The organism is Pseudomonas sp. T1.Ur (genome assembly GCF_023516725.1).
Taxonomy (GTDB): domain Bacteria; phylum Pseudomonadota; class Gammaproteobacteria; order Pseudomonadales; family Pseudomonadaceae; genus Aquipseudomonas; species Aquipseudomonas alvandae.
In genome coordinates, this window is sequence record NZ_JAMGSN010000001.1 from 2603535 (window position 1) to 2626502 (window position 22968).

The window sequence follows — 22968 nt, forward strand, 5'->3', positions numbered from 1 at the left end:
TCTCAGCCCTCCTTGTTTGGCGGCCAGCCATTGGTGTTGATCTTCGAGCTCCACTTGAGGAACTCGGCGATGTCGTCGACCTCCTGCTCGCTCAGGTTGAACTGCGGCATGGCCCGACGGCCCGGGACGTTCAGCGGTTGCATCTTCATCCACGCCTGGAGAAACGGCTTGAACGCCTCCTCGCCCCCACGCCGGTTCACCACGTTGCCCAGCTCCGGCGCGAAATACGCGCCCTCGCCCAGCAGCGTGTGGCAGCCGATGCAGTTGTTGCGCTCCCAGACGCCCTTGCCGCGTATCACCGACTCCGTCAACTGCGCCTGGTGGCTGCGCTCCGGAAAGGTCTGTTCCGTGTGGTAGGTCAGGGCCAGGAATATCAGGAAGAAGAAGATGCTTCCCCCGAAGTAAATATTCCTGGCCATGCCTTTGGTGAAGGTATCTGACATGGTCACTTCCTCATTGCTTGGCGTGCCCATTCTAGAAAGCGAGGGGTCCGGAACCGCTTGATGGCGATCAAGAATCTCCGATGGTTTTGGTGGGTTGTTGCGGGCGGGATTCGGCTTGGAGGGTTCCGGGCCTACAGCCTGGAGTGATGGATCCTTCGGAAATTTCCCAAAGTTGTAACAGCGGGACGGCGTTGGTGGAGTAAGTCGTTGAGGTGGGGCAGGCTCGCTTCTGACTTAAGGACTAATCCGTGCACCCGAGTTCAGGCGCCCTACCACCCTGATGACGGTCTCGAATAAAAAGGAAGAAACTCACCCATGAATTTGCCAGAGATCGTGGTACCCATTTGCTTAAAGTACACCAACGAAGCCGTTTGCACCCCGCCGTGGTACGTCCACAACACTGAATACCATCCGGTGATCGCCAGCTATCAAGCACTGGTCAATGGCGAGGAAACCTTCACCGCCGTGCACCAGGCCATTGCCCAGGCCCAAAAGAGCATCGACATCATCTGCTGGGGCTTCCAGCCGTCGATGTATTTCATCCGCGACGGCAAGGCGCCGAGCATTGGCGAACTGCTCATGGCCAAGGCGCGGGAAGGCGTCGAGGTACGGTTGCTGGGTTGGGAAATGCCCTTCAATACCGCCGGTTTTGGCGGTGAGGCCAATTTGCCCGGCAAAGGCTCGATCCGCCTCATGGACCGGGTGATGCAACGCACTACCGAAGAACAATACGCCTTCGATCGCCAATGGTTTGCGACGTGCGCGGTCGCCGACGACAAGGCCGCGCAACGCACCGCCAGCGGACTGCCGGTGTTTGTCAGTCGCGGATTCAACCTCGATGAAAGGGGTGAGATCGCCCATTGGGTGAAATACGCGAGCCTCGACAGCGAAATCAGCACCAAGATGCGCCAAACGCTGAGGTGGACGGCCACCCACCACCAGAAAAGCGTCCTGGTCGACTATGAGTTACCGGACTGCGCGGTCGGTTTCATCATGGGCCACAACATGCTCGACGAGTACTGGGACACGGACAAGCATTCGGCACTGAACCGAAGCCAGGACAGCAAGCCCGCCCCCAACCGTGGCCCACGCGGCGATACGCCGCGCCAGGACATTTCCTGCCAGCTCAGCGGGCCGATCCTGGAACACCTGCACCACAACTTCGCCGCTGCCTGGCGCAAGGAAACCGGCGAAGACCTGCTCGCCTCGCGCCAAGCCATGAAGGTCGGGCCGCAACAGCGCACCCACGGCATGCCGCAAATGGCGCAGATCCTGCGCACCCAACCGCAGGAGGGTAAACGCGACATCGAGCGGCTCTACATGCAGGCCGTCAACAACGCGACCCAGTTCATCTACATCGAAAACCAGTATTTCCGCTGGCCACCGCTGGCCGAATTCATCAAGTCGGTCGCCGCCACCCAGACCCAGGGCGGGCGCGACCCTGGCCTGCACGGTGCGCTGCATCTGTTCGTGATCACCAACGCCACCGACGACGGCATCGGCGCCGGCACCGTGAACACCCAACGCATGCTCGAAAGCCTCGGGCGCGCCAACACCATCCCAGGCGTTACCAAGCTGAGGCGCATCCAAAAAATGGAAAGGGCATTCCCGCCCATGCCCCGCGCCGACCCGAATGACCGTATCGGCCAACTGGAACAGGCCCTATGGCAGGCCCAGCTTGATTACAAGAAAAAAAAGATCGAGGACAGCAAGATCCTGCCCGAGGAAATACCCGGCTTGAAGGTGCACATCTGCTCCCTGGTCGCCCCCGACTCACCGGCGGGCAAACCCTGGATGCCGGTGTACATCCACTCCAAGCTGATGATCATCAACGACGTGTTCACCACCCATGGTTCGGCCAACATCAACACCCGCAGCATGCAGGTGGACAGTGAACTGAACATTGCCCATGAGTGGATGAGCGTGACCCAGGCGTTGCGGCGGCGGTTGTGGGATCTGCATACGGATAAGAGGGGGTCGCAGGATGATGCGGGGGAGGCGTTTAAGGCTTGGCAGGACATCATCGACAAGAACAAACGTCTCCAGAAAAATAAGGCAAAGCCCGACGCTTCACTCGTCGAGTTCTATTACGACAAGGCCATCCTGAAGGATCTCGACTGATGCGCCTGCTCCTCCTATTGCCCTGCCTGCTGCTGGCCGCTTGCGGCACCGATGGCACTTTTAACTTTCCTAAAAAGGACCCTTCCGTGAAACCTCTAACCGAGATCAACGCCAAGCTCGCCTTTACCTGCCAACACGAAACGATCCCTGCGCCGTCCGCTGAAAGTGATGTCCTGTTTCAGTACGCACGCTGGTTGCAAAAGAACAACCAGCTCAAGCAGGACAAAACCGTAGATCTAGAGATCGAGCGGCTGTATCGCATCGCCTCAGAGAACGGCCATTTCAAAGCCAATATCAACCTACAGAACGGTGCGATGCGCGGTCGTTTCGAGCTCAGTGGCGCCCAACATTTGCGTATGAGCCAACAATTAATCGATGCGGGCGTGGCGACGGGCTACTACTTCGTCGGGATTTTCCTGCAGCAGGGCTCGGCGGGTCTGCATCAGGACCCCGAGATGTCGTTGCGTTACTTCCGTAAAGCAGCCGATGAGGGCAACGCCCAGGCCCAGTATCTTGTGGGAGATAAACTTGATCCGATTGACGTTGCGCCGGAAATAGCGACACAAATGTATCGTTGCGCTGCTGAGCAAGGTCAAGGTAAAGCGGCTGTTGCGTTGGGCATTGATCATCAGCACAAGGGACAATACCTACAGGCGCTTGAGGTACTTCAGTTGGGAACCGCAGCCGGTAATGAGAACGCTGCGGGGCGTTTGGAAGAGGCGTTTCGCGCACCACCCATTACTAATGAGCTGTACTACCTCGGCCAACAAGAAGACCTCGAACGCGCCGAACGCTACAAAACCATCTGGCGAATCCTGGCAAACTACTCCTACGCCAATCCCACCGTCCCCGAAATCAACGAAATCCTCCCCCTGCCACCCGCCGAGCTGCCCGAGTGGGACGGCAAGCTGCAATGGCTCGAAGCCCGCCTGGCCAACGTCCCACCGCAGAAACCCAGCGAGGCGCTGATCCGCGAGCTGGCCGAGGCCAAAGGTCTCGAACCCGCCACCGGCAGACCCACGCCCAGCTCACCTGCGTTTATCACGATCCCCCAGCCCGCACCGACCTGCCACAGCGGCCAGGCCTGCCCGCATACCGGCTACTGGATCGCCGGCGCTTACGACGTCATCCGTCGCTTCGAACAGGGCGAGATCCTGCCAACGCTAAACGTACGTAAGTGGGAGAGCCGTTTCCTGCTCCCGGATCGGGAGACAGTTGGCCCGGAAAAGGTTGAGTGGATGTTCCATGGATGACTCGTGCCCCAGCTGGCTGTCAGCGACCGTCCCACCGGAAGTTGCGCAGGGACTCAAACCCCAAACGAAACCCCCACCGCCAGCACCACCCCCCAACTCAACACCAACCGCCTCCACAACCGCGGGGCATGGCGCAGTTCCATGAAGCCGTCGGCGATCAGCCAGGCCTTGGTCACGGCGACTGCCAGGATGGCGATGGTCGCCAGCCCGTTGGCAGCGAACTGGGCCAAGGCAACGGTGCCGGTGCTGAGCACGGCCAGCATGGCCCAGCAGATGATCAATACACGGGACGTCGACACGGGCATCTCCATTCAATCGAGGATGTAGACCACCGGGAACAGCAGCACCCAGACCAGGTCCACCATGTGCCAATACAGCACGCCGGATTCCAACCCGCTGTGTTGTCGTGCGCCGTAGCGCCGCTGGCGGCAGCCCTCGGCCAGCCATGCGAGGATGACCATGCCCAGCAGTACGTGGAGGAAATGGAACGCGGTGAGGATCCAGTACAAGGTGAAGAAAGTGTTGTGCTCCATGCCGAGGCCGTTCGCCAGCAGGTGCGCGTACTCGCCGAGCTTGATCCCTACGTAGCCACTGGCGAGCAGCAACGCGCCACACAGCAACAGCGCGGCTCGACGCGGTCGGTCTTGCCGGGCTTGCTCCAGGGCCAGGGCGGCGAACAGCCCGGCGGTCAGCAGGCTGAGGGTCATCGCCAGGCCCGTGGAGCGGTCCAGCAACTGGCGGCCTTCGCTGAACATCTGCGGGTGCAGCGCCTGGGCGACGGTGAACGCGAGGATCAGCAGCGCGAATACCGACAGCTCGGCGAGGATGAAGAACCACATCGCCAGATCACCGGGCAATCGCCGGGCCGCGCCCACACGTTCAGCCGAAATGGACATCGACCACATCCATCAGCGCGGCCACGGTTTGCGGATCATCGCTCAACGGTTCGGCCAGGCACGCCAGGCAGGCCTGGCGCGGGTCCATGCCGGCGCCGATCATGCGGGCCGCGAAGATCAGCAAACGGGTGGACGCGACCTCCTCCAGGTCGTGCTGGTCGAGCCGGCGCAGCGCCTGCCCCAAGCGCACCACTTGGGCGGCCAAGGCCATGTCGACGCCGGCCTCGCGGGCGACGATGCGTTCCTCGTCGGCCACCGTCGGGTAGCCAAAACGCATCGCCACGAAACGCTGGCGCGTGCTCGGCTTCATGCCCTTGAGCAGGTTCTGGTAGCCGGGGTTATACGACACCACCAGCATGAACGACGGCGGCGCCTGCAAGACCTCGCCGGTGCGCTCCAGGTACAGCTGCCGACGATCGTCCGCCAACGGGTGCAGCACCACCGCCGTGTCCTGGCGCGCCTCGACCACTTCATCCAGGTAACAGATGCCGCCCTCGCGCACCGCCCGGGTCAACGGTCCGTCCTGCCACCAGGTGCCCTGGGCGCCGATCAGGTGACGGCCGACCAGGTCGGCGGCGCTGAGGTCGTCGTGGCAGGCGACGGTGTACAGCGGCAATTTCAGGCGATGGGCCATGTGCTGGACAAAACGGGTCTTGCCGCAGCCCGTCGGCCCCTTGATCAGCACCGGCATGCCGTGGCGCCAGGCCTGTTCGAACAACGCCTGTTCGTTGTCCTGGGCTTGATAGAAGGGTTCGTCGGGGTGGTGCGCGGTATGGATTGCGTTCATGGGATGGCCTGATCAGACAGCGGATTGCCACTCAAACTACGAGGCCCTGCGACAACCTGGCAAGGCTTGCGGCCGGCAAACTTGATCGCCGTCAAGCGGTTAACCATCTCCCCCGGCATAGCCTTGCAGCGCACCAAGAATCTGCGCGCCGGACGACATTTACGGGGCAGCGCGGGTCATGCCTGAGGAGAAATGGAATGCTGATCAGCCACAAAAAATCGTGGGCGATGAGGGTCACGGCGCTGTGTACAGTGCTGGCCTCCCCTTACGTCTTCGCCGACCAACCCCCTGCGCAGGCCACCTCGCAGGACAGCCCGCGCATGGTCAAGACCGACGGCGCGCCGGACCTGAGCCAGGCCGACTTCGACGCGGCCAAGGAAATCTACTTCCAGCGCTGCGCCGGCTGCCACGGCGTGCTGCGCAAGGGCGCCACCGGCAAGCCCCTGACACCCGACATCACCCAGGCGCGCGGCCAGGCCTACCTGGAGGCGCTGATCACCTATGGCTCCGCCGCTGGCATGCCGAACTGGGGCACCTCCAACGCCCTGACCAAGGACCAGATCACGGTGATGGCCAAGTTCATCCAGCACACCCCGCCGACACCGCCGGAATGGGGCATGGCCGAAACCCTCAAGACCTGGAAAGTCCTGGTCAAGCCCGAGGACCGACCCACCAAGCAACTCAACAACCTCAACCTGCAAAACCTGTTCTCGGTGACCCTGCGCGACGACGGCAAGATCGCCCTGATCGACGGCGACAGCAAGAAGATCGTCAAGCTGATCGACACCGGTTACGCGGTGCACATCTCGCGCATTTCAGCCTCCGGGCGTTATCTACTGGTCATCGGCCGGGACGCCAAGATCGACATGATCGACCTGTGGCCGAAAGAGCCGACCAAGGTCGCCGAAATCAAGGTGGGCATCGAAGCCCGCTCAGTGGAAACCTCCAAGTTCAAAGGCTACGAAGACAAGTACACGATTGCCGGTTCGTACTGGCCGCCGCAGTTCACGATCATGGACGGCGAGACCCTGGAGCCCAAGCAGATCGTCTCGACCCGGGGCATGACCGTCGACACCCAGCAATACCACCCCGAACCCCGCGTCGCGGCGATCATCGCCTCCCACGAATGGCCGGAGTTCATCGTCAACGTCAAGGAAACCGGCAAGGTGATGCTGGTCAACTACCAGGACATCAAGAACCTCACCATCACCAGCATCGACGCCGCGCCGTTCCTGCACGACGGCGGTTGGGACAGCAGCCATCGCTATTTCATGACGGCCGCCAACAACTCCAACAAGGTCGCGGTGATCGACTCCAAGGAACGCAAGCTCACCGCCCTGGTGGACGTTGGCAAGACCCCGCACCCGGGACGCGGCGCCAACTTCAACCATCCGCTCTACGGACCGGTCTGGGCCACCAGCCACTTGGGCGATGCCGGGGTCTCGCTGATCGGCACCGACCCGGTCAAGCACCCGCAATACGCCTGGAAACAAGTGGGTTCGCTGCAGGGCCAGGGCGGCGGTTCGCTGTTCATCAAGACCCACCCACAATCCCGTCACCTGTACGTCGACACCACCCTCAGCCCGGACGCCAAGCTCAGCCAATCGGTGGCGGTGTTCAACATCGACAAGCTCGACGCCGGCTACACCGTGCTGCCAATCGCCGAATACGCCGGTATCAAGAAAGGCGCGTTGCGCGTGGTGCAACCGGAATACAACAAGGCCGGCGATGAAGTCTGGTTCTCGGTCTGGAGCGGCCAGGAAGACGAGTCGGCGCTGGTGGTGATCGACGACAAGACCCTCAAGCTCAAGAACGTGATCAAGGACAAGCGCCTGATCACCCCGACCGGGAAATTCAACGTCTACAACACCCAACACGACATCTATTGAGCCCCATCAATAAGAGGAAAAACCATGAAGCCTATTCTGATCGCACTGGCCTTGACCGCCGCCTATAGCCTGCCGGCCCTGGCCGACGATGGCCCGACACTGTTCAAGAGCAAGCCTTGCGCGGCCTGCCACTCCATCGACACCAAGGTGGTAGGCCCGGCGCTCAAGGACGTCGCGGCCAAAAACGCCGGCGTCGCCGGGGCCCAGGACGTATTGGCCAAACACATCAAGGAAGGCACCCAAGGCAACTGGGGACCGATGCCGATGCCGGCCAATCCGGTGACGGAAGAAGAAGCCAAGACCCTGGCGGCTTGGGTCTTGACCCTTAAGTAACCACACAACCCGTGGCGAGGCCGCTGGGCTGCCGAGCTGTGTAGGAGCTGTCGAGCGCAGCGAGGCTGCGATCTTTCCCCTGCCGGGGCCTGGAGCGAAAGATCAAAAGATCGCAGCCTCGCTTCGCTCGACAGCTCCTACAACCCAGCGGGAGCAAGCTCCCTCGCCACGAAAGCGATGCAATTCATTCAGGAGGCCGTCATGGAACGACACAGCTTCACCCCCTCGATCACCGCCCTCCTCCTGCTTATCCCCGCCTGCGCGCTGGCTGCTCCCGACCCGCCGCGCCAGGCCCAACTCCAACATCTTCTGGACCAGGACTGTGGCGCCTGCCACGGGCTGCGCATGACCGGCGGCCTCGGCCCGCCGCTGACCCGTGAAGCCCTGGCGGGAAAATCCCGCGACAGCCTCATCGCCACCGTCACCCTGGGCCGTCCCGGCAGCGCCATGCCCGGCTGGGCGCCACTGCTGGGCCCTGACGACATTCGCTGGCTGGTGGACCGGCTTCTTCAAGGAAAACCCGCCCCATGATCCGTTCCCTCCTGTCTGTCACCGCCGCCGCCATCCTCCTCGCCGGTTGCGCCCAGCCCACCCTGCGCGGCACCGGCGACCTGGGCGTGGTGGTGGAACGCGCCAGCGGCAGCCTGCAGATCATCGAAAGCGACGGCCGCAGCCTGCTCGCCCGCGTCGAAGGCCTGGGCGATCTTTCCCATGCCTCGGTGGTGTTCTCCCGTGACCAGCGCTACGCCTACGTGTTCGGTCGCGATGGCGGACTGAGTAAAGTCGACCTGCTGGCCGCCCGCATCGACCGCCGCATCCTCCAGGGCGGCAACAGCATCGGTGGCGCGATCAGCCAGGACGGCAAGCTGATCGCCGTCTCCAATTACGAACCCGGCGGCGTGAAAGTATTCGATGCCCGGACCCTGGAACAGATCGCCGACATCCCGGCCACGCCGCTACCGGACGCCGGCAAACGCTCCCGGGTGGTGGGCCTGGTGGACGCGCCGGGCCAGCGTTTCGTGTTCAGCCTGTTCGACACCGGCGAGATCTGGACCGCCGACTTCAGCGACGGCCCCACGCCGCGCGTCGAGCGTTTCACCGGCGTCGGCCAGCAACCCTATGACGCACTGATCACCCCGGACGGGCGTTACTACATGGCCGGGCTGTTCGGCGAGGACGGCATGGCGCAACTCGATCTCTGGCATCCGGAGCATGGGGTCAAGCGCGTGCTGGGGCATTACGGACGCGGCGAGGCGCGGCTGCCGGTGTACAAGATGCCCCACCTGGAAGGTTGGGCCATGGCCGACCAACAAGCCTTCGTGCCCGCCGTCGGCCACCATCAGGTGCTGGTGATGAACGCCACGACCTGGCAACAAGTCGATGCCATCGCCGTCGCCGGGCAACCGGTGTTCGTCACGGCGCGGCCGGACGGACGCCAGCTCTGGGTCAACTTCGCCTACCCGGACAACGACCGGGTCCAGGTCATCGACACCCAGACCCACGCCATCGTCGCCGACCTGCGCCCCGGGCCTGCGGTGCTGCACATGGAATTCACCGCCCGCGGCGACCAGTTGTGGCTGTCCGTCCGGGATGGCGGTGAAGTGCAAGTCTGGGATCCGTATCGACTGGAACGGATCGGCACGCTGCCGTCGCTGAGCCCCAGCGGCATTTTCTTCAGCAGCCGTGCGCACAAGCCAGGGTATTGACCATGACACCCAGCCCTCTCGCCCGCCGCTTGATCGACCGCTTTCAACACGGCTTGCCGCTGTGTGCCGAACCCTACAAGGCCATGGCCGAGACCCTCGGTTGCAGCGAGACGCAGGTCATCGACTGCCTCCAGCACCTGCAACTGGCGGGGACGTTGTCGCGCGTCGGGCCGGTGTTCGAACACACCCGGGCTGGCGCCAGCACCCTCGCCGCCCTCGCCGTGCCGCCGGAACGCCTGCATCAAGTGGCGGCGCGCGTCAGCCAGTACCCGGAAGTCAATCACAACTACGCGCGGGAGCATCGCTACAACCTCTGGTTCGTGCTGACCGGCCCCGATCGCGCTCACCTGGACACCATCCTCCGGGAACTGGAGCAGGACACCGGCCTCACGCCGCTGGACCTGCCCATGCTCACCGCCTACCGCATCGACCTGGGCTTCGCCCTGGAGACCGCCCCATGAACATCACGCTCAACGAGCCACAATCCCTGGCGCTGCGCCGTCTGCTGGAAACCGGCCTGCCCCTGGCCTCGCGCCCCTTCCAGGCCTTGGCGGAACAGATCGAGGCCAGTGAAGCGCAGGTGCTCGAGCAGATGCGGTTATGGCACGAACAAGGCTTGTTCCGCCGCGTCGGCCTGGTGGTCAACCATCGGGCCCTGGGGTTTTCCGCCAACGCCATGCTGGTGTTGGACGTGCCCGACGCCTTGGTCGATGAAGTCGGGCGACGCCTTAGCCAAGCGCCGGGCATCAACCTCTGCTACCAACGGCCACGACGCCTGCCCCAGTGGCAATACAACCTGTTCTGCATGATCCACGGGCGCCAGCGCGACCGCGTCGAGGCCCAGGTGCAGGCGTTGCTCCAGGAACATCTGCTGGATGACCTGCCCCACCAATTGCTGTTCAGCACGCACCTGTTCAAGCAATGCGGCGGGCGTTTCGCCGCACCGGCCGGAGCCTCGATCGATGGATGATCTCGACCGTCGCCTGATCAATCGCCTGCAATTGGGCTTGCCGTTGGTGCGCCATCCCTGGGAGCACCTGGCCCGCGAGCTGGACAGCAACAGCGCCGAGCTGCTCGACCGCCTGCATGAGCTGCTCAATGAAGGCGTGCTGACCCGTTTCGGCCCGATGTTCGACATCGATCGCCTCGGCGGCGCGTTCACCCTGGCCGCCCTGGCCGTGCCCGAAGCGCGTTTCGACAGCATCGCCGAGCTGCTCGCCGACATGCCCGAAGTGGCCCACAACTACCGCCGCGAGCACGCCTGGAACATGTGGTTCGTGCTGGCTTGTCCCAGCGAACAGGCGATCGCCGACACGCTGCTGCGCATCGAACGGCTGACTGGCCTGGTGCCGCTGAACCTGCCCAAGGAGGAGACCTACCATGTCGGCCTGTATTTCCCGGTTTGATTCATTGCACGTGGAGGAAACCCCGCTGGCACTGCGCCTGGTCGAACTGACCCAGGCCGGCCTGCCGTTGCTGGAAGATCCCTGGAGCTGGCTCGCCGAACAACTGGGCCTGAGCGTCGAGTCCACCCTGGACCTGCTCAAGCGCCTGCAGGCTGAAGGCGCGATCCGCCGCATCGCCGCCGTGCCCAACCACTATCGCCTCGGCTACCGCCACAACGGCATGACCGTCTGGGATGTCGCCGACGCCGACATGCCGCGCCTCGGCGCGCTGTTGGGTGAGCAGCCCTTCGTCAGCCATTGCTACCGCCGACCGCGCCGGCCCGGCTGGCGCTACAACCTGTTCGCCATGGTCCACGGGCGCAGCCGCGAGGAAATCGACAGCTACCGCGAGCACCTGCGCTATCTGCTGGGGGATGCCTGCGCCGCCGACGACATGCTGGTGAGCAGCCGGATCCTGAAAAAAACCGGCCTGCGCCTGACGCCCGCCGCGCGCTGAGCCTGCACGCCAACCGAAGGAGCGCTTTATGTTGAGGATCAGCCATTACCTGCGCGCCCTGGCCGGGCAATGCCCCGCCCCACGCGTCGCGCCACCCGGCAGCCTGCGCGCGCCGGTGGTGATCTGGAACCTGCTCAGGCGCTGCAACCTGACCTGCAAGCATTGCTACGCAACCTCCGCCGACAGCGTGTTTCGCGATGAGCTGAACACCGTCGAAGCCCTCCACGTGATCGACGACCTGCACGACGCTGGCGTGCGGGTGCTGATCCTGTCCGGCGGCGAACCGTTGCTGCGCGAGGACCTGTTCCAGCTCAGCGCCTATGCCCGCGCCAGGGGTTTCTTCGTCGCCCTGTCCAGCAACGGCACGCTGATCGACGCCACCAACATCGAACAGATCGCGGCGGCGAACTTCGATTACGTGGGCATCAGCATCGATGGGCTGGAAGCGACCCACGATGAATTCCGGCAACTCAAGGGCAGCTTCGCCAGTTCCATGGCGGCGATCCGGCTCTGCCGTGCGCGCGGGATCCGGGTGGGTCTACGCACGACGCTGACCCAGCAGAACCATCTGCAGCTGCCCACCCTGCTGGAACTGATGAATGAATACGATGTGCAGAAGTTCTATCTGTCCCATCTCAACTACAGCGGTCGCGGCAAGCGCAGTCGCAAGCTCGATGCCCACCAGCAGATGAGCCGCGAGGCCATGAATCTGATTTTCGAGCGCGCCTGGGCGGACGTTGAACAGGGCCGCGACACAGACTTTGTCAGCGGTAACAACGACGCCGACGCGATCCTGCTGTTGCAATGGATCGCCCGGCGCCTGCCCCAACACCAAGCCGCACTGGAGCAGATGCTGCGGGCCTGGGGCGGTAATGCATCCGGCGCCGGCATCGCCAACATCGACAACACCGGCGAGGTCCATCCCGACACGTATTGGTGGCAGCACTCGGTGGGCAATGTCCGCCAGACGCCGTTCAAGACCCTCTGGCTGGAGCGCCCCGAGCCGCTTCTCGTCAAGCTGCGCGAGCACCCGCGCGCCGTCGGCGGACGCTGCGGCCAATGCCGCTGGCTGGCGATCTGCAACGGCAACACCCGCACCCGCGCCTGGGCCGACGGCGACCTGTGGGGCCAAGACCCCGGTTGCCACCTGAGCGATGAAGAAATCGGCGTGCACGCGATTCCCAGCGTGGCAATGAACCCGATATAGCCCGATAGCCCGACGGCGAACCTGATGACGAACCAAGGAAGTCCCATGCCTGCCCCCATCGTTTTGCCCGCTGCCCTGCAATCTTCCTTCCGACCGGGCGAGGTCGCCCTGGTCGGCGCCGGCCCCGGTGATCCGGGCCTGTTGACGTTGCGGGCCTGGAGCCTGCTGATGCAAGCCGACGCGGTGGTCTACGACCGCTTGATCAGCCCGCAACTGCTCAGCCTGATCCCACTGGCTTGCGCCCGGCATTACGTCGGCAAGGCCGCCGGCTGCCACAGCCTGCCCCAGCCGCAGATCAACCAACTGTTGGCCGATCTGGCGGACCAGGGCCAGCGAGTCGTCCGGCTCAAGGGCGGCGATCCCTTCATCTTTGGCCGTGGCGCTGAAGAGCTGGAGTACCTGTTGTCCCGTGGCATCGACTGCCAAGTGGTGCCCGGCATCACCGCCGCGGCCGGTTGCTCGGCCTATGCCGGCATTCCACTGACCCATCGCGACCTGGTCAATTCCTGCCGATTCATCACCGGTCACTTGCAGCGCGACGGCGAACTGGACTTGCCGTGGCACAGCCTGGCCGATGACAGCCAGACGCTGGTGTTCTACATGGGCTTGTCGAACCTGCGCACCATTGCCGAACGCTTGATGGCCGCTGGGCTCACAGCCGACACCCCGGCCGCGTTGATCAGCAACGGCACGCGCCCTGACCAACAGGTGCTGCGCGGCACGCTGGGTGAATTGCCGCACATGGCCCAGGCCTGCGCCGACGGGCTGCCCACCTTGACCGTGATCGGCAAGGTCGTCGGCCTGTTTGCCCAGCAGCCGGTGCAGCACCCGGCCCGTATCCATCCGAGGCCACCGGCCCAACCCTATGCCTCGAAGGTGGCGTCATGAAGGGTTGGTGGTTCACCCCGATGCTGTGGATCAGCGCGGTCCACGGCGCCGATGTCAGCGGGCCGGACCTGGAATTGGCTGAACGCAATTATCAGCAGCACTGCCAGCAATGCCACGGCGTCAATCGCATCGGCGGGGCCGGGCCGGCGCTGTTGCCGCAAAGCCTGAGCCGGATCAAGCCCGCCGAAATCCGCCAGGTCATCGAAAACGGCCGCCCCGCCAGCCAGATGGCCGCCTTCGGCACGGTGCTGGATGCCGTGCAGATCGATGGCTTGACCCACTATCTCCAGCGCCCGCCCGCCGTCGAGCCGACCTGGAACGAGGACGACACCCGCCGCAGTCATCGCCTGCTGGCGGATCTCGCCACCTTGCCGGACAAACCCCAGCACAACGCCGACCCGCTGAACCTGTTCGTGGTGGTGGAGGCTGGTGATCACCATGTCGATATCGTCGACGGCGATCGCTTCGAGGTGCTGGCGCGTTTCGCCTCGCACTTTGCCGTGCACGGCGGCCCGAAGTTCTCGCCAGATGGCCGTTTCGTGTATTTCGCCTCCCGGGACGGCTGGATCAGCCTGTATGACCTGCACAACCTCAAGCTCATCGCCGAGGTCCGCGCCGGGCTCAACACCCGTAACCTGGCGGTGAGCAAGGACGGGCGCTGGGTGCTGGTGGGCAACACCCTGCCGGGTAATCTGGTGGTGCTGGATGCCCGTGACCTGTCGCTGGTCAAGAGCCTTGCCACGGTCGGGCTGGACGGCCAGGCATCGCGGGTCAGCGCGGTCTATACGGCGCCGCCACGGGACAGCTTCATCGTCGCGTTGAAGGACGTGAAGGAGGTCTGGGAGCTGTCCACCGGTCCGAACCCGGACTTTGTGCCGAGGCGCATCGAGGCCGAGGATTACCTGGATGACTTTTCCTTCTCGCCCGACTATCGGCAACTGCTCGCCACCTCGCGCAAGGCCCAGGGCGGGCAAGTGATCGACCTCGACACCGGGCGGATCGTCACGGATATCGCGCTGCCGGGCATGCCGCACCTGGGTTCGGGCACCTATTGGAAACGCGATGGGCATTGGGTGTTCGCCACGCCCAATATCAGCAAGGGGCTCATTTCGGTGATCGATTTCGACACCTGGAAAGTCATCAAGCAGATCCCCACCCTGGGGCCGGGCTTCTTCCTGCGCAGCCATGTCAATTCCCGCTATGCCTGGACCGACGTGTTCTTCGGCCCCGACAACGACGCCATCCACCTGATCGACAAACAGACCCTGGAAATCGCCCACACCCTGCGCCCGATGCCCGGAAAAACCGCCGCCCATGTCGAATTCACCCGCGACGGCCGCTACCTGTTGCTGAGCATCTGGGATACCGAGGGTGCGCTGATTGTCTACGACAGCAACACCCTGAAGGAGATCAAACGCCTGCCGATGAACAAACCGTCAGGCAAATACAACGTGGGCAACAAGATCGAGTTTGCCGAGGGCACCTCGCACTGACCTGGCATCCTGGGGGCTGCCGCTGGGCTCTGTAGGAGCTGGCGAAGGCTCGGGCCGCGTTCGGACAATCTTTTGATTTTGGATCTTTCGCTTGAGATTCAAGTGTCCTCAGAAAGATCGCAGCCTCGCTTCGCTCGGCAGCTCCTACTGCGCAGCCCAGCGGGAGCAAGCTCCCTCGCCACGGGATCGGTGTCGGCCTGTGTACTGCAAAGCGATTGGAATACCCGTGGGCGAGGAAGCGGTCAATGGCTCATTGATGACATGGCGCCGGTCTGGCCCAGCAATTTCTGGTCGATGTCTTCCAGGCGCAGGACTTTGCCGCCGGTCTCGTGGGCAAGTTTTTGTGCCGCCTCGGGGTTGGAGAAGGAGGCCAGGACCACGCCCATGGCGCCTTTGAGCCCGGAGCCGATCACGAAGTAGGCGGTGCGGGCGTCGATCAGGTGGGCGTCGTCCGGTGCGTCCCAGTGGCTGCGGCCCATGTCGTGGACATACAGCTTCACGTCGGCGCGGTGGTTTTCCGGTTGCAGCCACCAGCCGAGCATTTCCGCCGGGGAACAGAACTTCTTCGTCCCGCCGGCACCGACCGCCGCGCCCTTGGGCCCGGGGAAATCGGTGATGACCATGCCACACACATGGCATTCATCCCCAGGATGAAAAGCCAGCCCCGCCTGGGCAACGGGCGGCGATGAAGCCTTGTCGCATGCCACCAGCGCCAGGCACACCAGAACCCCGGCCAGGACACGACTCGCCTTGAGATAAACCCTGTTCATTACTTCCTTCCTCATCAAGACCAGAAACTCAGGGGCATCGGCGATTGAACAACCGATAGGCCAGCCACAACGGCACCACCAACCACAATCCCAGGCACAGCCACAGCAGAGGCCCGGCGACCGGCAAATCGCTGCCCAGCGTCAACACGCCGGCCCCGCTGGAGGCGGCGTCGAACCCCGACACATTGATCAGGCGATACACATCAGTCGGGTTCAACAGCAACAGCCAAGGCAACAGGTCCGGACTGAACCGGCCCTCGCTCAGCACCAGCAACGCCAGCAGCGCCAGGTCGAACACCAGCACGAAGAAAAACCACACGCCCAGCGCCAGCCCCGCCGCGGTGGATTTCTCCGCCGACAGGCAACTCAGCACATAGGCCAATCCGAGGAACACCCAACCCAGCAGCGTGCTGGACAGCATGAAGCGACCGAAGGCCCAGAGCAGCAGGCTCAGCTCCACGTCATCCACCAGCACCGCAATGGCCAGCATCGCGCAGCCAAAGCCAATCAGGGTCGCGAGGGCCAGGATCAGCCCATGGCCGACAAACTTGCCCAACAACAGCTGCCCGCGGCCCAGCGGATACGTCAGCAACAGCAACAACGTGCCGCTTTCGTCCTCGCCGACAATCGCGTCGTAGGCCAGCAGCAAGGCAATCAACGGCATCAGGAACGTCGCCAGGCTGGCGAGGCTCGCCACCGTCGCCGGCACCGAGGTGAAGCCCAATTGGCCGGACGCCGCCGCACCGAGCCAGGCGATGCCGATCGCCAGCACCGCGAACAACAAGCTGATCGCCAACAGCCAGCGGTTGCGCAGGCCGTCGCTGAGTTCCTTGCGGGCCATGTTCCAGATCGGGTTCATTGGCCGGCCTCCTCGGTCGCCGCGCGGGTCATGTAGTGGCGGTACAAATCTTCCAGCGAGGGAGGCTTGATCTCCACATCCGTCGGGTCGTCCTGGGCCAGCAACTGGCGCAGCAACACCAACTTGCTGCCGTCCGGCGCGGACACCTGCACGCCTTCGGCGCCCCAGCCCTGGGTGACGTGCCCTTCGCTGCGCCAGTGCTGGCGCAGCCAGTCCGCCCGGGACAGGCCCGAAGCGCGGATCAGCGTCGGCAGCTCCGCGTCCTCGCGCAATTGCGCCAGGCTGCCCAGGGCCAACAGCCGGCCCCGGGTGAGAATCGCGGCGCGGTTGATGTGCGCCTCCACGCCCGGCAAGACATGGGAGCAAAGAATGATGCTGGTGCCCTGCCAGCGCAGGCGATCGAGCAACTGATAAAGGTCCTGGGTGGCGATGGGGTCCAGGCCCACGGTCGGCTCATCCAATAGCAGCAGGCGCGGCTGGCCGAGCAAGGCCTGGGCCAGCCCGAGGCGCTGGCGCATGCCTTTGGAATAGGTGCGCACCCGCCGTCGTGCCGCGCCCGCCAGCCCTACCTCCTCAAGCAATCGCTCGACCTGCTCAGGCGCCGCGCCCTTGAGCCGGGCGAAATGCTGCAAGGTTTCCAGCCCGCTCAACTGCGGATAGAACATGACGTTCTCCGGCAGATAGCCAAGCATCCGCCGCACATTCGGGTCGCTGGGCTCGCGGCCGAAGACCCGCACCGCTCCCGAGCTTGGCTGCAACAACCCAAGAATCAATTTCATGGTGGTGGTCTTGCCTGCGCCGTTGTGCCCGAACAGGCCGAGCACTTCGCCTTGGGCCAGGGTCAAGTCAAGCCCGTGCAGCACGGCGACGTCGCCATAACGCTGGCTGACGCCTTCGATTTCGACGACGTTCAAGACGCGTCCTCCTGGGCAACGTTGCGTTGAAGAGATTGGATGGGCGCTTGCATCAGCGGGTGGCTGTCCATCACACCGGGGGACTTCATCACCGGGAACGCCCGCTGCACCCAGCGCAACAGCTCGACGCCCGGGCTGTTCATCAGCAAGCGAACCTGGGGATACAGCCACAGCAGCCGGTCAACGTTGTCGTTGGGTTCATAGGCCACATCACCGAGGCCGTCGCTGTTGCGGTCCCAGCCCAGGTAATCGCTCCAGTAATTGCCGCGCCCCTCCGCCGACCATTCCTGCAGCCGTGTAGCGACGTATTTGACCTGGCGCTGGTTATGGACGAAGGCATTGCCGGCGATGCGGTTGTCCTCCGAGCCGGCAGTGAGGTGGATGCCCACGGCGCTGCGCTCGAAATGATTGCCTTCGATACGGTTGAACAACGAGTTGTAGATGAACAGCGCCTTGCCTTCGGCGCCGGTGATCATGGTGTCGCCGGTGGACCCGTCGCGCACATCGCTGACGAAGTTGTCGCGCAAGGTCGAATAGGTGATGTAGTTCATCAGGATCCCGTAGTTCTGGTCCTGTTCGGAGCGGTTGCCGATCACCGTCAGCTGACGGCTTTGCATCAGCGCGTAACCGGTGCGGGTGCGCCGGGTGATGTTGCCCAGCAGTTGGTTGTCGTTGGCGAACATGTAATGCACGCCGTAGCGCAGATCCTCCAGGGTGTTGCCCTGCAGCAGGTTGCCGTTGGAGGTGTCGATGTAGATGCCGTCGCGGGTGTCGCGGATCTGGTTGCCGATGACCCGGGCGCCACGCACCGCGTACAGGTGGATGCCGTTGCCACGGTCTTGGGAACGCAGGCCCGGGTCGCCCTGGATACGGTTGTCGATGAGGCTGACATCCCGCGTGCCATCGACCCAGATGCCGAAGCCCTGGCCCTGCATGCGGTTCGCTCGCACCACCGCGCCTTGCCCAGCAGGCTGGATGAACACGGCGGCGTTCATGGCCGTCAGGTCATGGCCCCAATCCAGGAACGTACAGCCGTGGACCTGGACGTTCGGCGCCCGGATCACCAGGCCGTTGCCCTCGCCCTGCCCCTGGAATACCGCGTCCGGCGCACACGTGAGCGTCATGGCTTGATCGATGCTGAACGAGCCACGGTATTCACCGGCCGGAAGGCGCCATTGCTGGTCGCCCTCGGCCTGCAGTGGCAGGTCGGTGATCGGTCGAGGCGTGGCGAACGCGCCGCCCGAGAACAGGCAGCACATCAGGGCAATGACCGCTAGACGAAGGTTTGAATGCGGCGTGTTCGCGGTCATTGCACCTGCCTCCTCGATGACTGACTCAGGCTTTTTCAACCAGCATGCGCCCGACCATTTCCATGTGCAGCGCATGGCAGAACCAGCTGCAGTAGTACCAATGCAGGCCAGGCTTGTCGGCCATGAAGGTGATGGAAGAGGTCTGCTGCGGGCTGATCTCCATGCTTGCGCCGTGGTTGGTCATGACAAAACCGTGGGACACGTCCTCGATCTGGTCGATGTTGGTGATCGTCACCGTGACCTCGTTGCCCTGCTTGACGGTGAACTCCGTCAGGCCGTAGGCCGGGGCCATGGAGGTCATGTAGACCCGCACCTTGTTACCGTCGCGGATGACCTTGTTGTCGGTCTCGAGGTTGATGCCGTCCTTCTTCGCCCGGGCCACGGTCTCGGCGAAGAACGGGTCGTTGCGGTTCCAGATCTTCTGGGTCTTGATCTGGTCGCGCCGCGCGAGGATGCAGTCGTGGGGCTCGGCGAAGGCCGGGCCGTCGTGGACCAGTTTCATTTCGTCGCCGGAGATGTCGATCAGTTGGTCGTTCTCAGGGTGCAGCGGGCCGGTGGGCAGGAAGCGGTCCTTGGAGAACTTGCACAGCACCACCAGCCACTTGCCGTCGGCATCACTGGTTTCGGTCAGGGACGCATGGTTGTGCCCGGGCTGGTACTGCACGTCGAGTTTCTGCTTGATGTAATTGACCTTCTCGCCCTTGTAGGCGCGGATGGCCTCGTCCATGTTCCACTTCACCACTTGGCTGTCGATGAACAGCGTGGTGTAGGCATTGCCGCGTCCGTCGAACGTCGTGTGCAGCGGCCCCAGGCCCAGTTCCGGCTCGGCGACGATCACTTCGCGCGGGTCTTTGTAGCGGTCGTTGAACAAGTCATCCAGGCGGTCGATGGCGATCATCGAGACGGTCGGCGAAAGCTTGCCGTTGGCGATGAAATATTTGCCGTCGGGCGAGGTGTTGAGGCCGTGGGGATTCTTCGGCACGGGGATGTAGCGGGTGAACTCGCTGTCCTTGCCATCGACTTTACGACCGTCCACCACCGGCACCTTGGAACCGTCCAGGTTGATGAACTTGCCGGCCTTGATCGCCGCCTCGATGCGCGGGATATTGAACACCACGACCCAGTCGCGCTCGTTGCGCATCATGCCGCCCAGGTCGTAGGCCTTCTCCGAGTTGTAGCAGGTGCTGGCGGCGTATTTGCCGGTGTAGTCGGCGTCCGAGTTGTCCAGGTTGCCGTCGACGATGACCTGGAAGGCCATCTCCATCTTCTCGGCATCGATGGCGTTGAACATCGTGAAGCTGTTCTTGTCCTGCAGGTCGAAGGTGTGACCGTCGTTGGGGTGCGGAATGACGAACTCGGCGTTGGCGAACACGTACTTGGTGTACGGCACCTTTTGCAGGCGCAGGCCGTGGATCGCTTGCACGTTGGGCACGGTGAGGATCTTGTCGCACTTCATGATGTCGAGGCGAATGCGCGCGACCCGCGAGTTGGCCTTGTCGTTGATGAACAGGTATTTGCCGTCGTACTTGCCGTCGGTCATGGAGATGTGCGGGTGATGGCAATCGCCGTTCTGGTACTTGGCGCTGTCACCGAGGATGTGCTTGCTCTCGTTGGTCAGGCCCCAGCCGGTCGCCGAATCGACGTTGAACACCGGGATGCGCATCAGCTCGCGCATCGACGGCACGCCCAGTACCCTCACCTCGCCTTGGTGGCCGCCGCTCCAGAAACCGTAGTACTCGTCGAGCTCGCCGGGGCCGACGTGGATCTTCGACTTGGCCTCCTTGGCCGCTGCCGCCCAGGACTCGCGGGTGAACGTTCCGGCCCCCAGTGCGGTGGCGCCCGCCAACACTGCGCCAGTGACCGCGCCAGTGCCGAGGAATGTCCGTCGGCTGACGCCCCTGGGTTCTTCCACTGCGTCAGGCGTCGGGATTTTTTTATCGCTCATGCTGTGTGTGCTCCGTGAAGAATGAAAGGGTCGGGGCCAGGTCTTGCGCGCCGTTCAAGGCGTCGGCTCCACCTGCACCACCGGGATCCGTTGCGGGTCGGTCGAGGTTGGCTTGCCACGTTTCTTGCGCTTGTTGATCAAGGGCGGGCATTTGTTTTCGTTGTGCCAGGTCATCTGGCAGTCGAGGCAGTAATGGCATTCGTTGGCGTTGATCCGGCCGTCGGGGTGGATCGCCTGGATCTCGCATTCCTTGGCGCACAGTTGGCACGGGTTACCGCACTCCTTGCGGCGCTTGAGCCAGTCGAACAGGCGCAGCCGGGTTGGCATCGCCAGCGCGGCGCCAAGTGGGCAGACGTAGCGGCAGTAGACTTTGCGGGTGAACAGGTTGATCACCAGCAGCCCCGCCGCGTAGGCGACGAACCACCACTGGCGGTCGAACTTGAGGGTAATGGCGGTCTTGAACGGTTCCACTTCGGCCAGTCGCTCGGCGGTGGCCATCGACTCCAGCGAGACGCCGAACAGCACCAGCAAAATGATGTACTTGATTGCCCATAGGCGCTCATGAACGGCGAACGGCAGCTCGTATTGCGGCACCTTGAGCTTGCGCGCCAGCTCGTTGAGCAATTCCTGCAACGCGCCGAACGGGCACAGCCAGCCGCAGAACACCCCGCGCCCCCAGAGCAGGATGCTGGCGGCGGTGAACACCCAGAGGATGAAGATCAGCGGATCGGTCAGAAACAGTTCCCAGCGGAAACCTTCGAACAACGCATGGACAAAGGTCAGCACGTTGACCACCGACAACTGCGCCAGCGCGACGCCACCGAGGAACACCACGGTGAACACCAGGTAACCGCGACGCACCCAATGCAGCAGTCTGGGACGCCGGGCCAGGGAGTCCTGGAAAAACAGGATCGCCGTCAGCACCAGCAACGCGGCGCCGAGCACGCCGATCTCGACGCTTTTCTGGTACCAGAGGGTCAGCCACATCGGCCGGCTGGCTTCTGCGGCCGCCGCCAGTTGCTCGGCCGTCGGCAACGGCCGCTCCAGATAGGGCTCGGGCAGTTGGTAGCCGATTTCGAAACTGCTGAACGTGCCGCTGATCGGCCCGGTCTGGCGGCGCACCAGCAGTTCCAGGCTCCACGGCGCGCCCGGGTCGAAACGGTGGACGGAACGAATGATGAAAATCGCCATCTCGTCGAAGTCCGGCATGTCGGCGGCAGCGACGTCATTCAGGCGCTGGAAATCCAGGTCGCGGAAGCTGATGGTGTCGCCGGACTGGCGCAATTGCACCCGGTCGAAAATCCCCCCGCGCACATAGCCCGAGCCCTTGAACGAATAGCGGCCGCTGCCCATCACCGCGATCGCCTGCTCGCCCGGCTTGAGCTCGGCCATCAGCGTGCGGTACTGCGTCTCGCCCAGCAGATTGCGGCCGATGGTGGGTGGGTTGAGATGGGTGACGTAGAGATCGATGAAGGTGTCGTCGACTTGAGCGCCGCTGGCGGTTTCCACCTGTTCGGCCTCGGTGCCCTTGAACGAAGCGTCCACCTGGCCACGGGTCAGGTGCAGGCGCCGCACCGCGCCGTTGCCCGTCAAGGTGGCCCAATCGGAGGGCTGGTAGAAATCGCTCCGCACGCGAGCCGGTGCCACGGCCAATCCGACATCGGCCTTGACCAGGCCCAGGGACACGGCGACGTCGTGGGCGGCGCGCATGATGACTTCGTTGACCACCATGGCCGTCACGGTGGCGCCGGCGATGGCATCGACCGTCACCGCGTTCGGATCGCTGGAATGCCCCACCACCACGCGCTGGTTGACCTTGATGCCGCTGTAGCGCGCGCTGAAGGCGTGGAGCTTTTCTTCGGCAATGCCGATCAGCAGGATCGGTTCGTGGTGTTCCAGCACGTAGGCGTCGAGGATCACGCCCGTGGGATCGAGGATCACCTGGACGTTGATCGGCTTGCCTGAATAGGCCGGGATGCTCACCACATCCAGGCTTTGGAACACATAGCCCAGGACCTTGCCGCCGGCGGAGAGTTTGCGAACCTTGAATGCCCCCTCGGGCTCGGAGGTCGAATCGACCTGCCCCAGGACGTGATGGATGCGTTGTTGCTCGATTTCACCGTAGTCCTTGGCCTGGACAATGCCGGCGAACATCAGCAGCAGAAGGAACAGCCCGGGAAACCAGGAACGGGATGGGTGCAGCATCGCAAAGGGACGGGTCATGAGCGCCAGGGCTTGAAGGCAGGATCTTG

Annotated in this window: 23 protein-coding genes; 13 read left to right on the forward strand and 10 right to left on the reverse strand. The window is 63.6% G+C overall.

The window, feature by feature from the left end:
- Positions 1-2: 2 nt before the first annotated feature.
- Positions 3-443 carry a c-type cytochrome gene (locus tag M8Q45_RS11710; RefSeq protein WP_249874874.1) on the reverse strand — a complete coding sequence of 147 codons (441 nt, stop codon included), beginning with the start codon at positions 441-443 and terminating at the stop codon, positions 3-5.
- A 315-nt stretch (positions 444-758) separates the two neighbouring features.
- Here M8Q45_RS11710 and M8Q45_RS11715 point away from each other — a divergent pair, with 315 nt between their 5' ends.
- Together M8Q45_RS11715 and M8Q45_RS11720 are read left to right on the forward strand one after the other, a co-directional pair.
- A complete protein-coding gene (locus tag M8Q45_RS11715; protein ID WP_249874875.1) occupies positions 759-2564 on the forward strand; it encodes a phospholipase D-like domain-containing protein in 1806 nt (601 codons plus the stop codon).
- The gene (locus M8Q45_RS11720; RefSeq protein WP_249874876.1) at positions 2564-3817 is read left to right on the forward strand and encodes an SEL1-like repeat protein; all 1254 of its coding nucleotides are present in this window, start codon (positions 2564-2566) and stop codon (positions 3815-3817) included. Before M8Q45_RS11715 ends, M8Q45_RS11720 begins: the two co-directional genes overlap by 1 nt.
- Positions 3818-3870: 53 nt before the next feature.
- Here M8Q45_RS11720 and M8Q45_RS11725 read toward each other — a convergent pair whose 3' ends face one another.
- From M8Q45_RS11725 to M8Q45_RS11735, 3 genes are read right to left on the reverse strand one after another with little or no spacing between them, the layout of a single operon-like run.
- Positions 3871-4116 (reverse strand): cytochrome C oxidase subunit IV family protein, encoded by a 246-nt coding sequence (locus M8Q45_RS11725; protein WP_249874877.1) that lies wholly within the window; start codon positions 4114-4116, stop codon positions 3871-3873.
- 12 nt (positions 4117-4128) lie between these two features.
- The gene (locus M8Q45_RS11730) at positions 4129-4713 is read right to left on the reverse strand and encodes a cytochrome c oxidase subunit 3 family protein (protein WP_249874878.1); all 585 of its coding nucleotides are present in this window, start codon (positions 4711-4713) and stop codon (positions 4129-4131) included.
- Positions 4697-5500 carry a CbbQ/NirQ/NorQ/GpvN family protein gene (locus M8Q45_RS11735; protein ID WP_249874879.1) on the reverse strand — a complete coding sequence of 268 codons (804 nt, stop codon included), beginning with the start codon at positions 5498-5500 and terminating at the stop codon, positions 4697-4699. The genes M8Q45_RS11730 and M8Q45_RS11735 overlap by 17 nt, the downstream gene beginning before the upstream one ends.
- Positions 5501-5697: 197 nt before the next feature.
- Between M8Q45_RS11735 and nirS the strand changes: the two genes are divergently transcribed.
- The 11 genes from nirS to M8Q45_RS11790 all read left to right on the forward strand — a co-directional run bounded on the left by nirS (position 5698) and on the right by M8Q45_RS11790 (position 14918).
- The gene (nirS, locus tag M8Q45_RS11740) at positions 5698-7389 is read left to right on the forward strand and encodes a nitrite reductase (RefSeq protein WP_502940284.1); all 1692 of its coding nucleotides are present in this window, start codon (positions 5698-5700) and stop codon (positions 7387-7389) included.
- Between the two features lie 24 nt (positions 7390-7413).
- Positions 7414-7722 carry a c-type cytochrome gene (locus M8Q45_RS11745; RefSeq protein WP_030137677.1) on the forward strand — a complete coding sequence of 103 codons (309 nt, stop codon included), beginning with the start codon at positions 7414-7416 and terminating at the stop codon, positions 7720-7722.
- Between the two features lie 201 nt (positions 7723-7923).
- Positions 7924-8253: a c-type cytochrome gene (locus M8Q45_RS11750; RefSeq protein ID WP_249874880.1), complete on the forward strand. Its 330-nt coding sequence runs from the start codon at positions 7924-7926 to the stop codon at positions 8251-8253.
- A complete protein-coding gene (locus tag M8Q45_RS11755; protein ID WP_249874881.1) occupies positions 8250-9428 on the forward strand; it encodes a cytochrome D1 domain-containing protein in 1179 nt (392 codons plus the stop codon). The genes M8Q45_RS11750 and M8Q45_RS11755 overlap by 4 nt, the downstream gene beginning before the upstream one ends.
- A 2-nt stretch (positions 9429-9430) precedes the next feature.
- Positions 9431-9889 carry an Lrp/AsnC family transcriptional regulator gene (locus tag M8Q45_RS11760; protein ID WP_249874882.1) on the forward strand — a complete coding sequence of 153 codons (459 nt, stop codon included), beginning with the start codon at positions 9431-9433 and terminating at the stop codon, positions 9887-9889.
- On the forward strand, positions 9886-10398 hold the full coding sequence (gene ahbB / locus M8Q45_RS11765; protein WP_249874883.1) for a siroheme decarboxylase subunit beta: 513 nt from the start codon (positions 9886-9888) through the stop codon (positions 10396-10398). The genes M8Q45_RS11760 and ahbB (M8Q45_RS11765) overlap by 4 nt, the downstream gene beginning before the upstream one ends.
- The gene (locus tag M8Q45_RS11770; protein ID WP_249874884.1) at positions 10391-10834 is read left to right on the forward strand and encodes an Lrp/AsnC family transcriptional regulator; all 444 of its coding nucleotides are present in this window, start codon (positions 10391-10393) and stop codon (positions 10832-10834) included. The genes ahbB (M8Q45_RS11765) and M8Q45_RS11770 overlap by 8 nt, the downstream gene beginning before the upstream one ends.
- Positions 10809-11330, forward strand: coding sequence for a siroheme decarboxylase subunit beta (ahbB, locus tag M8Q45_RS11775; protein ID WP_249874885.1), 522 nt, complete (start codon positions 10809-10811; stop codon positions 11328-11330). The genes M8Q45_RS11770 and ahbB (M8Q45_RS11775) overlap by 26 nt, the downstream gene beginning before the upstream one ends.
- Before the next feature lie 28 nt (positions 11331-11358).
- Positions 11359-12537 carry a heme d1 biosynthesis radical SAM protein NirJ gene (gene nirJ, locus M8Q45_RS11780; protein WP_249874886.1) on the forward strand — a complete coding sequence of 393 codons (1179 nt, stop codon included), beginning with the start codon at positions 11359-11361 and terminating at the stop codon, positions 12535-12537.
- A 45-nt stretch (positions 12538-12582) separates the two neighbouring features.
- Positions 12583-13425 (forward strand): uroporphyrinogen-III C-methyltransferase, encoded by an 843-nt coding sequence (cobA, locus tag M8Q45_RS11785; protein ID WP_249874887.1) that lies wholly within the window; start codon positions 12583-12585, stop codon positions 13423-13425.
- The gene (locus tag M8Q45_RS11790) at positions 13422-14918 is read left to right on the forward strand and encodes a nitrite reductase (RefSeq protein WP_249874888.1); all 1497 of its coding nucleotides are present in this window, start codon (positions 13422-13424) and stop codon (positions 14916-14918) included. Before cobA ends, M8Q45_RS11790 begins: the two co-directional genes overlap by 4 nt.
- Before the next feature lie 242 nt (positions 14919-15160).
- Here the strand turns inward: M8Q45_RS11790 and M8Q45_RS11795 are convergent, their stop codons facing one another.
- From M8Q45_RS11795 to nosR, 6 genes are read right to left on the reverse strand one after another with little or no spacing between them, the layout of a single operon-like run.
- Complete coding sequence (locus M8Q45_RS11795; protein ID WP_249874889.1) at positions 15161-15688, reverse strand: nitrous oxide reductase accessory protein NosL; 528 nt, start codon at positions 15686-15688, stop codon at positions 15161-15163.
- Positions 15689-15716: 28 nt separating this feature from the next.
- Entirely contained in the window at positions 15717-16547 is an 831-nt protein-coding gene (locus M8Q45_RS11800; protein ID WP_249874890.1) for an ABC transporter permease, read from the reverse strand.
- Positions 16544-17461 (reverse strand): ABC transporter ATP-binding protein, encoded by a 918-nt coding sequence (locus M8Q45_RS11805; RefSeq protein WP_249874891.1) that lies wholly within the window; start codon positions 17459-17461, stop codon positions 16544-16546. The genes M8Q45_RS11800 and M8Q45_RS11805 overlap by 4 nt, the downstream gene beginning before the upstream one ends.
- Positions 17458-18771, reverse strand: coding sequence for a nitrous oxide reductase family maturation protein NosD (locus tag M8Q45_RS11810; protein ID WP_249874892.1), 1314 nt, complete (start codon positions 18769-18771; stop codon positions 17458-17460). The genes M8Q45_RS11805 and M8Q45_RS11810 overlap by 4 nt, the downstream gene beginning before the upstream one ends.
- 25 nt (positions 18772-18796) lie before the next feature.
- The gene (gene nosZ, locus M8Q45_RS11815) at positions 18797-20716 is read right to left on the reverse strand and encodes a TAT-dependent nitrous-oxide reductase (RefSeq protein ID WP_030138792.1); all 1920 of its coding nucleotides are present in this window, start codon (positions 20714-20716) and stop codon (positions 18797-18799) included.
- A 54-nt stretch (positions 20717-20770) separates the two neighbouring features.
- Positions 20771-22921, reverse strand: coding sequence for a transcriptional regulator NosR (gene nosR / locus M8Q45_RS11820; RefSeq protein WP_502940558.1), 2151 nt, complete (start codon positions 22919-22921; stop codon positions 20771-20773).
- Between the last annotated feature and the right edge of the window lie 47 nt (positions 22922-22968).